Raw genomic sequence first — 13,217 nt, forward strand, 5'->3', positions numbered from 1 at the left:
CATGGATCTGTTTACGGTTGGCTTCCTGACATCACTGCTGCTCGGCGCGGTCATCGCGGGCGTACCGCTGTTGCTGGCGGGATTGGGCGAGCAGCTTTCCGAGAAAGCGGGTGTGCTGAACATCGGCCTCGAAGGCATGATGTTGTGCGGGGGTTATCTTGGCTTTTATGTTGCCTGGCAAAGTCAGTCGATGGGGCTCGGCCTGCTGGCCGGTGCACTCGGCGGTGGATTGACCGGCGCATTGATGGCGCTGCTGTGCGTCTGGTGGCGGCTGAATCAAATTGTGGTAGGAATTGCCATAACGCTCGGCGCAGAAGGCGCCACCGCCCTGCTGCACTATTTCCAGTTCAGCCGTACGTATCCCCGTTTGGGTAACGTCGATAGCTGGGCAATTCCCGGTTTGCATCAGATTCCGCTGGTTGGTCAGGTACTGTTTAATCAGCCGCTGGTTGTCTATCTGGCCGTGCTTACGGTACCGCTGTTTGCCTGGATCTATCGATCCACTCTCGCCGGACTGTATCTCCAGGCGGCCGGCGATAAACCGGCTGCGCTGGATGCCGCAGGTATCAACGTGTTACGCACCCGCACCATTGCGGTGGTGATCACCGGCATGTTTGCGGGGCTAGGCGGCGCATTTATGTCACAAATTGGCGCGGGGATCTTTGTCCCCTTTATGACACAAGGCAACGGTTTTATCGGTATTGTGCTGGCGATGCTGGCGCGCGGCAAACCATTATGGGTGCTGGCCGGTGCGCTGCTGTTTGGTTGCTGCTTATCAATGACCACTGCCTTGCAGGTATTGGGCATCGATGTACCCACCGATGTGATTCAGATGTTGCCGTTTATTGCTGTCATGTTGGTGCTGCTGTTGTTCGGACGTCGCGCTAGCTTGCCTGCGGCGTTAGGCGCGCCTTACGTACGCGGCGCACGTTAACATACTGTGTTTCTCAACCTTAAAAATCAACCAATTCATAAATGGTTTTGTGCGCGCTTTTTTTTCGGTTATGATGGGGAAATCGTGATTCTACTGCGTCAGATAATGACGAGTTGAGAATTTAGTGATCTGTTTTTGCTCATAATTATTACAATAACCATTTTTATTGGTTGCATGGCAAAGATCATCAACATCCCTACTCCGGTTATAGCGGAAAAGAACAATGACAGGAACGCCCATGACAACCAATAACGTTTCGCAGACCGAACGCTCGCCAGTCAAAGAGAAGCAGCAGGAGAAGCTGGAACAGCTGGTCACGCAAATCAGCAAACTTAAATCCGCGAAGGGTGGATTACCTGCTGAGCGCGTGCTGGCAGAAAAACTCAATGTAAAGCGTCATCTGCTGCGCCTTGCACTACAGATGATGCGCGATCGCGGTGATATTCCTCCCGCGCGCCCGGGACGTCGTATCACCTCCGGTAAGCCCAGAACCCAGCCGGTTGCCGTAACGGCTTCGGTCGATCCGGTCAGCACCTTTATTGGCAGTGACTTGGTGCGCTCCACCAATCCGCTGGAAGTGATGGAGATGCGTATGATGCTTGAACCGGCGTTAGCGCGTCTTGCTGCCCTGCGCGCGTCGCCGGAAGAAATTGCCGCGATAAAAGCCGCGGCCAGCACGCCCAACAATATCTCGCCCAGCGAAGCCGATCAGCGTTTTCACCGCGCCATTGCCGTGGGTTCTCGCAATAGCCTGGTGAGTGAACTGTTTGTATTACTCAATCAGGTTGCCAGCGACAGCCGTCTGCGCTTCGCCGAAAGCGACGAAGAGACCACGCAGGAGCGTATTGAACAGCGCGATCGTGAACATCATCAAATCGCGGATGCCATCGCCAACCGTGATTCCGACGGTGCCGAGCGCGCCATGTGGCAGCACCTTGCAGTGGTTCAGCAAAAAATCATCAGTCGCCTGGGCTTTGCGCCTTCGAAGAAGGATTACGCCTGAGCATTTTAACCGGGGAGAAAAGCAATGCATTACGATGTGCTGATTATTGGCGGGGGTTCGGCAGGTTCAGTATTGGCATCACGTTTCTCAGAAAATCCGGATTGCCAGGTGGCTCTATTGGAAGCGGGCGCGTGGCCAACCGATCCTGACATCGCTAATCCAGCCATGTGGCCGCGGATTCAGGGACGATGTTACGACTGGCAGTATGCCACCGTACCGCAAGCGGGTACCGCCCATCGTATTCACCCCTGGCCGCGCGGGCGCGTCGTGGGCGGTTCCAGCTGCCTGCATGCGATGGCGCATGTGCGTGGTCATCAAGACGATTTTGCCGCCTGGGCACACGCCACCGGCGATGATCATTGGTCATGGCAAGGTTTACTGCCGTGGTTTATTAAAAGTGAGCGCTTTTCTCAGGGTGCCAGCGCTGTACATGGCGATACCGGCCCGCTTGATGTCTGGCTGCCTGATGAAGATGTTCATCCGCTGGTAAAAAGTTATATGCAGGCAGGACTGAATCAGGGTGTGCCCTGGTTGGGTGATCACAATGGCGGGCAGCTGTGCGGCGTAGCGGCCAACTCGCTGACCATTCGCCACGGCAAACGCGTATCTGCCGCCGATGCCTGGCTGACACCCGCGCGTGAGCGGACTAATCTCAGTATCCTGCTCAATATTCAGGTCGAAAAGCTGCTGATTGATGACCACCGTATTCGCGCTGTGGAGTGCCACCGTAACGGTGAAGCATTGACCTTAAGCGCCAGCACCGTGATTGTGTCAGCGGGCGCTTTGGCTTCTCCAGCCTTGTTGATGCGTTCGGGCATTGGCAGCGCCAGCGAACTGGCTGAGTCTGGCATTGACTGCCAGATTCCATTGCATCAGGTCGGCAAGAATCTACATGATCACCTGCTGGCGGCGGGTAACGTCTGGCTGGCTCGGCAACCGATCGCCCCAACCCGCTTGCAGCACTCGGAATCACTGATGTATCTCAATGCGGCGGATATCCGCGAACGCGATGCTCAACCCGATGTGGTATTAGGTTGCGTTTGCGCACCTTCAGTGGCCGAAAGTTTCCCGCAACCGCAACCCGGTACCACTTATACCTTGCTGTGCGGCGTAACGCGGCCCACCAGTCGCGGCCAGATTCGCCTGACTGGCGCGCATAGCCGCGATCAATTGCTGATCGATCCCGCCTATTTGCAAACGGACTACGATCGCCAAACCTTCCTGAAAGCGTTGAAAATCGCCCGTCAGATTGGTAGCGATGCGGCTTTAGATGCGTGGCGGGAAAAAGAGTGGCTGCCAGGTGCGGAGATTCAGGATGATGCCGCGCTGAATGACTTTATCGCCCGCGCGGTGATCACCCATCATCATCCAGTCGGCACCTGCCAGATGGGGAAAACCGCCAGCGATTCAGTGGTGGATGGCCGTCTGCGCATTCACGGCCTGGAGAATGGTTACGTTGTCGATGCCTCTGTTATCCCGAGCATTACCAGCGGTCCGGTTCATGCGGCGTTACTGGCGCTGGCAGAATCATTTGCTGGAAGGTTTTAACGCCAGCGAACGGTTGTTTTTTACGCGCACCACGGTTCTGACCATCGCCAGCGTGGCAACAATCACTAATATGCCACCCACCATCGCCATGGCTTTAAAACCGAGATGTTTAAACATCAGCAAACCGACAATACCGCCAATCAGGAAGGAGAAAATCGTGGTCAGATGCGTCCATAACTGACGTTTCTGGCCCGAGATGTTTTTCGACGGATCGCGGCGAAACAGCGCGGCTATTACGGATGCCAGGGATATCCCCGCATCTGTCAGCGTGCCGGTAATATGGGTTGAACGTACGCGGCCATTGGATAATTGCGTTGACGTTGAATTATGTACGCCCATCAGGAAGCCCAGAATCACAATGACTTCGCGATTATTAGCCGATGAATAAAAGAACATTTCAAACAGCGATAACACGATTAAAGCAAGCCCTTCAGCCCACAGTATTTGGCAGAATATAATACGATTGCCATTCGCTAAACCGCTGATCACCACCATTCTCGCTGTGACCGCACCACAAACAAAGGCAAACAGGATAGTGGCCAAAAAGGTGATATCGCGGAAATTAACGTTCGACACTTCGCTGGATAATTGTGAGGTATTCCCTGACATGTGTGAGGGGAAAAAGCCAAACGCCCCCAAGGCGATCGCGTTGAGCACGCCGGCAGCAGTGGCGAGCCACATTGCCAGATTCCTGTCCTCATCATGCGTTCGTGTGCGTTTAAGTTTAATCAGCATCAGATACCTCATCATTCTGAAATAGGGCCAAAATATAAACTTAGAGCAGTTTGGGAAATTAATAGCCAGGAAACCCCTGAATATTTATCAAGAGTGTTAAAGAAACTAAAAAAAGCAATCAAGTTTGTAGTTATTTAAATTAACGTAAATTATCGGATGTAAATATCGGTCGCCATAAATTGCGCCCCTAGAGAATGGAGGCGCTGTGCGTTTTCATCGGTGCAACAACGACATTCACGCCTAAATCCTGCATACGGCGCAAAATAGGCACCGGCGTGCCCTGATTGACAATCACCACATCAAATTCACTCAGATGAGCAAAGCGATGCAACGCTCGACGTTCAAACTTGGTGTTATCCATCATCAAAATACGCTTCTGCGCGGCGTCAAACATCGCGCGCTTAGTCTCTACCGTTTCGGCGGATTGGTGGAACACTGCATCGTCGATGATCGCTGACATGCTGACGAAAAACACGTCGGCGCGCAGGCTGGCAATTTCATCCCGTGTCATGCGGCCCATGAACGCATTGCACCAGTGATAAAACTGTCCGCCCAGCCCCATCAGGGTGATATCGCGGCCGTTACGCAGCTCGTTCATTAAGGTCAGAGAGTTGGTGATCACCGTTAGCGGCGCGCGTGCCGAGAGCAGCCGCGCCATTTGCAGCACGGTAGTGGAATCATCAAGGAAAATCGCCTGTCCCGGTTCGAGATAGGTGGCGGCCACATCGGCAATCGCCTGTTTCTCTTCCAGCTGACGCGTGGCGCGATAGATATCGCTGGATTCAACCAGGCTGGTTGGCGTAGCAGACACCACGCCGCGCGATTTGTGCAGTAAGCCACGTTCTACCATTTCGTCGATATCACGATGCGCGGTCATCAAACTGATACCGAAGCGTTCGGTGATATCTTCGATGCGGATCGCCCCTTCGGCCATCACCGCTTCGGCGATTAACTGGCGACGCGCCAGTTGGCGCGCCTGACGGCTATCGCTGGGTAAGGCTTCGGCCATAAACACATTAAGGGAAGAGTCCTGCGGGTTGTGCGCCATATTTCATCCGGTGTGAAGCGAAAAGCGGGTTCGGCACTTATTACAGCGTTTAAACCATGTTTTGGCAAATTGTCCTGGTGCGCATAAATGCGCACCCTACAAAATCCGCATAGGTCTGTTGTAGGGTCGCCATTTATGGCGACCAGGTTTAACTTACTGCTTCAACACAAACGGCGAAGCGAAGTTGCCCGCATTCTCTTTGGTGATCAGAATGCAGTCAAACAGCTGCTTCTCGGAGGCCGCACCGGTTTTGCCGGTTTTCAGGAAACTGTCCGCCTGCTCAACCGCTTTCTGTGCGAACTGCGCCACCGGCTGCATTACGGTATAGGCCAGCGTACCGGCTTTCACTGCGTCAACTGCATCCGGCGAACCGTCAAAACCGCCCACTTTGATCTGATTCAGCTTACCGGCTTCTTTAAGCGCCGCGATCGCGCCCAGTGCCATTTCGTCGTTGCCGCTGATCACACCTTTGATGTTGGGATTGGCCTGCAGCAGCGACTGCATTTTGTTGAAGCCCTGCGTACGATCCCAGTTTGCCACTTCCTGTCCCACTTTTTTCAGCGTGGGATATTGCGTCAGCACGGTATCAAAACCGTTGGCGCGGGTGGCGGCATTGTTATCCGACGGCGGCCCCACCAGCTCAACATAATTAGCGCTATCGCCCACCTGCTTCACCCACTCCATCGCACCGACTGCCGCGCCCTGCGCGTTGTTAGAGACCAACTGCGCTTTGGCGAGGCCGCTCTGGTTGAGCTCGGCGTTGATGATAAATACCGGAATGTTGGCGGCGATGGCCTTTTTCACCGAACCGACCGAACCATCAGCATTCGCCGGGTCGAGAATAATCGCTTTTGATTTGTTGGTAATTGCCGTATCAATCAGCTGGCTTTCAGTGTTGGTATCGCCTTTGTGGGCGCTGACTTTGGCGCTGTAGCCAAGCTTCTCAGCGGCCTTCTGCGCTACCTGACCTTCTGTCAGCCAGTAAGGGTTGGAAGGATCGTTAACGATGATGGTCATTAACCCGTTATCTGCCCAGGTGGGTGCAGCAAACGTGGTGATGGCCATAGCTGCGGCCGCGATGAAGAGACGTTTTGAGAACATAGTTGGTGCTCCGTTATTATTAGGGGTACAGGTTTTACGGATATCCGCGCGCTGCTGAAACAGCGCACGTGAGTTAGCGAGCGCGCCGTCCGTATTGCAGAGTGTTGAGCAATACCGCCAGCACGATCACGGCACCAGTGAACACCGTCTGCCAGTAAGCAGAGACGCCGATAATCACCAGGCCATCAGAGAGAAAACCAATCACAAATGCGCCAAGCAGCGTGCCGCGCACGTTGCCGCGTCCACCTGTTAAGGCCGCGCCACCAATCACTACCGCCGCAATCGCGGTGAGTTCATAAGTGGTACCGGCGGTTGGCCCCGCCGAGGTGAGCTGTGAGGAGAGCACCAGTCCCGCCAAGGCGGCGCAGACGCCGGATAGCACATAGACGCTGATTTTGATGCGTTTCACCGGCACACCCGACAGATCGGCCGCACGTTCGTTACCGCCGGACGCATACAGCCAGCGACCAAATGCCGAACGGCTGAGCAGGAAACCACAGGCCAGCGCCACCACGCCCAGCACCAACACGCCAACCGGGATGTTGAAGATGCGATTAAAGCCGAGCCAGTCGAAGCCGGTATTCCCCAGCGCGTCGCTACCGGAGAGTTTGTTGTAGGTCAGGCCGTTGGTGATCAGCAGCGCAATACCGCGCGCCACATACATGGTGCCCAGCGTGGCGACGAAGGCCGGGACGCGGAACCAGGCGATTAGCACGCCGTTCACCAGGCCCACCAGCGCCCCCACCACCAGCGTTAAGATCGCCACTGCCCACACTGGCAGATAGAGCACCACGCCGAGCGCTTCCAGATTGATGCCCTGCATCATAAATCCAGCCATCACGCCGGCCAGACCGAGCGTGGATCCCACCGACAAATCAATGCCGCCGTTAAGAATAACCAGCAGCATGCCAATCGCCGGTAAGCCGAAGATCGCCACATGTGACGCCATGGTCAGGAAGTTGGCACCGGTAAAATAGTTAGGCGACAGGAAGGAGAAGGTGGCGATAATCACCAGCAGCGCGATAAATGCGCGCCCTTCCAGCAGCAGACGCGCCACATTCAGCTGCTTGTCGCTCTTTTTCCTGGTTATCACCGGCGGCGTATCCAGCGTTTGTGTTCTGTCACTCATACCTTTTGCTCCACTTTTCATGTCATGCCACCAGAGACTCGCCTGAAGCGGCCATAATGCGTTCTTTACTGACGCTCGCGTCGAAGATGGCAGAGATGCGCCCTTTGCTCATCACCACAATGCGATGCGCAATACTCAGGCACTCACCCACTTCCGACGTGGTATACACCACCGCCAGCCCCTTTTTGGCGTTCTCGGCTAACAGGCGAAACACTTCCGCTTTCGCGCCGATATCGATACCGCGGCTCGGCTCATCCAGCAAAATCACTTTCGGACGCGTGGCGAGCATTTTGCCAATCACCACTTTTTGCTGGTTACCGCCGGAGAGCGAGCCAATCGCCGCTTCACCGCCGGCGGTTTTCACCGTGACGTTGCGAATGCTGTCATTGACCAGCTGTTTTTCCCGGCTTCTGGAGAGCACCAGCCCGCGCACAAAGTCGCCGATGCTGGCGAGCGACAGGTTCTCGCCCACCGACATGGTTTGCACCAGGCCATCGCGCTGCCTATCTTCCGGTACCAGCGCCAGCCCAATTTCAATGCGTTGGGAAATGTTGAGCGAGGAGATCTCGGTGTCCTGCAACAGAATGTGGCCGCTACTTTGATGCAAGCGTCCGGCGATGCACTCCAGCAACTCGGTGCGGCCCGCACCCATCAGGCCGTAAATGCAGACGATCTCTCCGGCTTGTACCGCCAGCGATAAGTTATCCACCAGCCGTATGCCGGTTTTACTTTTCAGCGTCAGATCCTGCACCGTGAGCGCCGGTAGCCCAAAGTCGTAACCCTGTGGCGGCGAACCCAGATCAAAATGATCGCCGACCATGTTGCGCACGATCCACTCCAGATCGATCTCATCGCGTTTGGCATAAGCGGTCATCACGCCATCGCGCAGCACCACTGCCCGATCGGTAATTTCCAGCGCCTCTTCCAGATGATGCGAGATATAGACAATCGCCACACCCTGACTGGTTAAATCGCGGATCACTTGGAACAGCACCGCCACTTCCGCTGCGCTCAGAGCCGAGGTCGGTTCATCCATAATCAGAATCTGCGAATTGACCGACAGCGCGCGCGCAATCTCCACAATCTGCTGCTGGCCAAGACGCAGGTTCTCTACCGGCGTCAGCGGATCGATCTCCTCTTCCAGCGCGGCCATCAGGTGCGCCGTCACGCGCGCTTCTTCGGCATAATCGACGCCGCCCGGCTTCAAGATTTCGCGCCCCATAAAGATGTTGTCGCGCACGTTCATATTCGGCGCGAGATTGAGCTCCTGATGAATAATCGAGATGCCGCAGTCACGCGCTTCGGTGGCGGATCGAAAGGTCTTCTCCTCGCCGTGTAATAAGATTTCCCCGGTTGTTGGCGTAATTACACCAGACAAAATTTTCATCAGCGTCGATTTACCCGCGCCGTTCTCACCAAACAGCGTGGTCACTTCGCCGCGGCGAATTTCGAAATTGACGCCTTTCAGCGCGTGTGTGGAGCCGTAGATTTTGCTGACGTTGCGCGCCTGCAGGATCACTTCACCTTTGAGCAAGGCGGGATTGACATTGAACGGTTTCATTTCACCTCCATGCTGACCGGCGTCACCATCCAGTTCTTCGCGTTAAGTAAGCGGAACACGCCAACCACCTGCACGGTTTTGCCCGGTAACGCATCGCGATCCAGCTTGTCGAGCACCGCGCTTTTCATCGCGCGATTGATCGCCGAACCGGCATTTTGATATTCGATTTGATTAGTGAAATCGCCGAACTGAATCTTGCCGCTGGCGTCTCGCAGGTCGGTGCCGGTAATCGCCGGACCGGTTTGTAGCCGCACTTGCATATCTGCCGGTAAGCCATCGATTTTCAGCGGAAAGATGCCCATCTGGCCCGCTTGCACCACGCCTGCGAACTTAATGGCGAATACCGGCAGCGGTGCGCCCACGCCATATTTTTGCACCGCTTCCTGCTGATTTGTTTGCAGCGCGTCGGCTACGATTTTTGCCTCGACTGCGCGTGACATCACATCCTGCTGAATCGTTGGGAAGGTTTTCTGACCATAACTGTCGGGCGAGAAGCCCTGCTCCTGCACGTCGTCGGCGGAGCCCATTTTGACGACTTTCGTGTCGAGTGCCATCGCGGCGATTACCGCGATCACCACCACGCCGATGGCGGTATAGCGCCGGACGCGCTTACGTGAGATTTGCTGGGCCTGGATTGAGACATCGGACATAACATGACCTCTCACTGACATCAGCTGCGATATTCGCGCTGATAATGTTATAAGTGTGATAACTTGTGTGATGAGAATTGTGCTGATGTGACTAAATTGTCAACAGGTGTCGCGCAATTTTTTCAGGACAGCGATCTGGATCGCTTAAATGATGTCGGTCACGTCACAAACTGCATTTAGCCTCGCTCCACAAGCCTTTTTAACCTGTTTCATCATTTCTCATCGTGAGGTTTTAACACCTAATTCGTGATCGCCTTCGCTATCCAGAGTGAAATTTATTGGTTTTATCGAAAAATAATACAGCTTATATGTTATCTCAGTGAGAAGTGGTGTAAGACATTATTTAGCAAATTCATCACAGGTCGTTAACAGCTTTAGGCGGTAGCGACGCTGAACTGAACTCTTCTTCTTTCGGAGGTGTATGTGGACAGTGGCGATATCATTCTGGGTCTGGATTCCGGCACCTCGGTGGTTAAAGCGGTGGCGTTTGATCTGGAAGGCACGCAACTGGCATGCGCATCGGTGCGCAACCGTTATTACCGCAGCGAAGGCGGCGCAGCGCAGCAGTCAATGAGCCAAACCTGGCAGGATGCGGTCACGGCGATTCGCAATCTGAGTGAGCGCATCGACAACCTCGCCGCGCGTGTTGTGGCGGTAGCCGTCACCGCACAAGGCGACGGCAGCTGGCTGGTAGGTGCGCACAATCACCCGGTTGGCGATGCGTGGATCTGGCTGGATGCGCGTGCGGCGCCGACGGTAGAAAAACTCAATCAGCATCCGTTAGCCGCCGCACGCTTCAGCGCCACCGGCACCGGACTCAACACCTGCCAGCAGGGAGCGCAGCTGGCGCACATGGATCACTTTTATCCCGAGCTGTTAGCCAACAGCGAAGTGGCGCTGCACTGCAAAGATTGGCTCTACCTCAACCTCACTGGCATTCGCGCCACCGACCCTTCCGAGGCCAGCTTTACCTTTGGTAACTTCCGCCACCAGCGTTATGACGACCAGGTGATTGCCGCGTTGGGGCTGGAACAGCGTCGCCATCTGCTGCCGGAGATTATTGAAGGCACCGAAACCACCCATGCGTTAACCGCTGAAGCAGCGCAGGCCACCGGTTTACGTGCCGGTACACCTGTCTGCCTCGGCTATGTCGATATGGCGATGACCGCGCTTGGCGCGGGTGTGCACACCGGCGAAGCCAATACCGCTTGCTCCATTGTTGGATCAACCGGCGTGCATCTGCGCAGCGTCACCATTGACGACGTGTGGCTTAATCCGGCGCAAACCGGCTACGTGATTCCGCTACCCTGGCCGGGATATGTCACGCAGGTGCAAACCAACATGGCATCAACACTCAATCTCGACTGGTTGCTGAATCTCGCCAGCGAACTGCTTAACAGCTTTGGTTGCGAAATCGATCATGCCCGTTTGGTGAGCCATATCGATCGTTGGCTCAATGCGGCGCAACCCGGCAGCCTGCTCTATCACCCTTATATTTCGATTGCTGGTGAGCGCGGGCCGTTTGTCAATGCCGAGGCGCGCGCCAGTTTTACCGGCCTGAGTTACACCCACAATTTTGGCGATCTGGTGCGGGCGGTCATTGAAGGCATCGGTTTTGCGGCACGCGATTGTTATCAGGCGATGGGCAGTTTACCGGGCGAAATCCGTTTAACCGGCGGCGCGGTGCGTTCGCAGCCGTTACGCCAGATTTTGTCTGCCTGCATTGGTGCGCCGGTGCGCATCAGCCAGCGTGACGAAGCCGGCGCGGCCGGTGCCGCGATGATGGCGGCGGTGGCGATTGGCGCTTATCCGTCGATGGAGAGCTGCGTCAAAACCTGGGTTGTGCCGCTACTGGATGCGCCAGAAGCGCCCGCTAGCGAACTGATGCAGCGCTATGACCCGCTTTTCCACACCTATCAGCAGATGCGTAACGATCTGCCTGCCGCCTGGCACGCGCTAAAACAGTTTTGAGGAGTAAATCATGAGTGAACACATGCTGGATCTGTTTGTGATTGGCGGCGGTATCAACGGTGCCGGTATTGCGCGTGATGCGGCCGGCCGCGGCTTATCGGTAATGATGTGTGAGAAAGATGACCTCGCGCAGGGCACCTCATCGCGTTCCGGCAAGCTGGTACACGGCGGGTTACGTTATCTGGAGTATTACGAGTTTCGTCTGGTGCGTGAAGCGCTGATCGAGCGTGAAGTGCTGCTCAACGCCGCGCCACACATTATCTGGCCGATGCGTTTTGTCTTGCCGCACAGCCCAACCGATCGCCCGGCGTGGCTCGTGCGCCTCGGCCTGTTTCTCTATGACCACCTCGGCGGCCGTCAGAAACTGCCGGGCACGCGCTCGCTGGATTTACAGCGCGATCCCGAAGGTGCTCCGCTGCTGGATAATTACAGCAAAGGATTCGAATACTCAGATTGCTGGGTTGATGATGCGCGGCTGGTGACGCTGAATGCGCTGGATGCCGCCGAGCGCGGCGCCGCTATTCTGCCGCGCACGCGCTGCGTGGCGGCGACACGTCATCACGGTAAGTGGGAAATTACCCTGCAGGATGCCAGCGGTACGCCGCGCACCGTGTTTGCCAAAGTATTGGTGAACGCCGCCGGGCCGTGGGTGCTGGATATCGTCAATCAGGTGACGCACACCAAAAGCAGTCGCAACGTGCGGCTGGTCAAGGGCTCGCACATCATCGTGCCGAAATTCTGGGAAGGTCAGCAGGCTTATCTGGTGCAGAACACCGATAAGCGCGTGATCTTTATAAACCCGTACGAAGGCGACAAAGCGCTGATCGGCACCACCGACATTCCGTGGCAAGGCAAAGCGGAAGCGGTGACCGCCGACGACAGCGAGCAGCAATATCTTATCGACGTGGTGAATCGCTACTTCAAGGTGAAACTGCGCGCCAGCGATGTGATCACGCGCTTCTCCGGCGTGCGTCCGCTGTTTGATGACGGTAAAGGCAATCCTTCGGCGGTGACGCGTGATTACGTGTTTGATCTCGACGATCAGCAAAATGCCCCGCTGCTGCATGTCTTTGGCGGCAAAATCACCACCTTCCGCAAGCTGGCCGAACACGCGGTACAGAAACTGGCACCATTCTTCCCCAATATGGGCGCGGACTGGACGCGTGCCGCCACGTTACCGGGCGGCGATATGCCTCATGCCGATTTCGACAGTTTCTTAGAACAGGTCAAAGCGCGCTGGCCGTGGCTGCCGCAGCCGCTGCGTAAACACTATGCGCGACTGTACGGCACGCGTATCGATAAGCTGATCGGTCACGCCACTGCGCTGAACGATCTTGGCCGTCACTTTGGTGGGCAACTGTACGAAGCCGAGGTGCGCTATCTGGTAGAAAACGAGTGGGCACAACAGGCCGAAGATGTACTGTGGCGCCGCACCAAGCACAAGTTGCACCTCGATGATGCACAGCAACAGGCTTTCACACAGTGGTTCAACGCCACCTTTGCTGCTCCCGCGCCGCTGCGTGCGCATGCTGGATAA

General features: G+C 55.8%; 11 protein-coding genes. 5 read left to right on the top strand and 6 right to left on the bottom strand.

Features of this window, described 5'->3' with window-relative positions:
- The first annotated feature begins 1 nt into the window (after position 1).
- The 3 genes from ACRQ84_RS05440 (at position 2) to ACRQ84_RS05450 (ending at position 3,485) form a co-directional block, all read left to right on the top strand.
- Positions 2 to 934 carry a putative B6 ABC transporter permease subunit 1 gene (locus ACRQ84_RS05440; protein ID WP_483817394.1) on the top strand — a complete coding sequence of 311 codons (933 nt, stop codon included), beginning with the start codon at positions 2 to 4 and terminating at the stop codon, positions 932 to 934.
- Positions 935 to 1,172: 238 nt separating this feature from the next.
- Positions 1,173 to 1,937 carry a FadR/GntR family transcriptional regulator gene (locus ACRQ84_RS05445; protein WP_483817395.1) on the top strand — a complete coding sequence of 255 codons (765 nt, stop codon included), beginning with the start codon at positions 1,173 to 1,175 and terminating at the stop codon, positions 1,935 to 1,937.
- Between the two features lie 24 nt (positions 1,938 to 1,961).
- The gene (locus ACRQ84_RS05450; RefSeq protein WP_483817396.1) at positions 1,962 to 3,485 is read left to right on the top strand and encodes a GMC family oxidoreductase; all 1,524 of its coding nucleotides are present in this window, start codon (positions 1,962 to 1,964) and stop codon (positions 3,483 to 3,485) included.
- Here ACRQ84_RS05450 and ACRQ84_RS05455 read toward each other — a convergent pair.
- The 6 genes from ACRQ84_RS05455 to ACRQ84_RS05480 all read right to left on the bottom strand — a co-directional run bounded on the left by ACRQ84_RS05455 (position 3,465) and on the right by ACRQ84_RS05480 (position 9,709).
- A complete protein-coding gene (locus ACRQ84_RS05455) occupies positions 3,465 to 4,220 on the bottom strand; it encodes a YoaK family protein (RefSeq protein WP_483817397.1) in 756 nt (251 codons plus the stop codon). The genes ACRQ84_RS05450 and ACRQ84_RS05455 overlap by 21 nt on opposite strands.
- A 187-nt stretch (positions 4,221 to 4,407) precedes the next feature.
- The gene (locus ACRQ84_RS05460) at positions 4,408 to 5,268 is read right to left on the bottom strand and encodes a DeoR/GlpR family DNA-binding transcription regulator (RefSeq protein ID WP_483817398.1); all 861 of its coding nucleotides are present in this window, start codon (positions 5,266 to 5,268) and stop codon (positions 4,408 to 4,410) included.
- Positions 5,269 to 5,421: 153 nt separating this feature from the next.
- A complete protein-coding gene (locus ACRQ84_RS05465) occupies positions 5,422 to 6,369 on the bottom strand; it encodes a D-ribose ABC transporter substrate-binding protein (protein WP_483817399.1) in 948 nt (315 codons plus the stop codon).
- Positions 6,370 to 6,442: 73 nt separating this feature from the next.
- Complete coding sequence (locus ACRQ84_RS05470) at positions 6,443 to 7,498, bottom strand: ABC transporter permease (RefSeq protein WP_483817400.1); 1,056 nt, start codon at positions 7,496 to 7,498, stop codon at positions 6,443 to 6,445.
- A gap of 22 nt (positions 7,499 to 7,520) precedes the next feature.
- Positions 7,521 to 9,059 carry a sugar ABC transporter ATP-binding protein gene (locus ACRQ84_RS05475; RefSeq protein WP_483817401.1) on the bottom strand — a complete coding sequence of 513 codons (1,539 nt, stop codon included), beginning with the start codon at positions 9,057 to 9,059 and terminating at the stop codon, positions 7,521 to 7,523.
- Positions 9,056 to 9,709: a DUF2291 domain-containing protein gene (locus ACRQ84_RS05480; protein ID WP_483817402.1), complete on the bottom strand. Its 654-nt coding sequence runs from the start codon at positions 9,707 to 9,709 to the stop codon at positions 9,056 to 9,058. Before ACRQ84_RS05480 ends, ACRQ84_RS05475 begins: the two co-directional genes overlap by 4 nt.
- A 423-nt stretch (positions 9,710 to 10,132) precedes the next feature.
- On the opposite strand from ACRQ84_RS05480, the gene ACRQ84_RS05485 reads away from it, so the two are divergent.
- Complete coding sequence (locus tag ACRQ84_RS05485; protein WP_483817403.1) at positions 10,133 to 11,680, top strand: FGGY-family carbohydrate kinase; 1,548 nt, start codon at positions 10,133 to 10,135, stop codon at positions 11,678 to 11,680.
- 10 nt (positions 11,681 to 11,690) lie between these two features.
- On the top strand, positions 11,691 to 13,217 hold the full coding sequence (locus tag ACRQ84_RS05490; protein WP_483817404.1) for a glycerol-3-phosphate dehydrogenase: 1,527 nt from the start codon (positions 11,691 to 11,693) through the stop codon (positions 13,215 to 13,217).

This window comes from Pantoea sp. E2023-21 (assembly GCF_051302795.1).
GTDB classification, from domain to species: Bacteria; Pseudomonadota; Gammaproteobacteria; order Enterobacterales; family Enterobacteriaceae; genus Pantoea; species Pantoea ludwigii_A.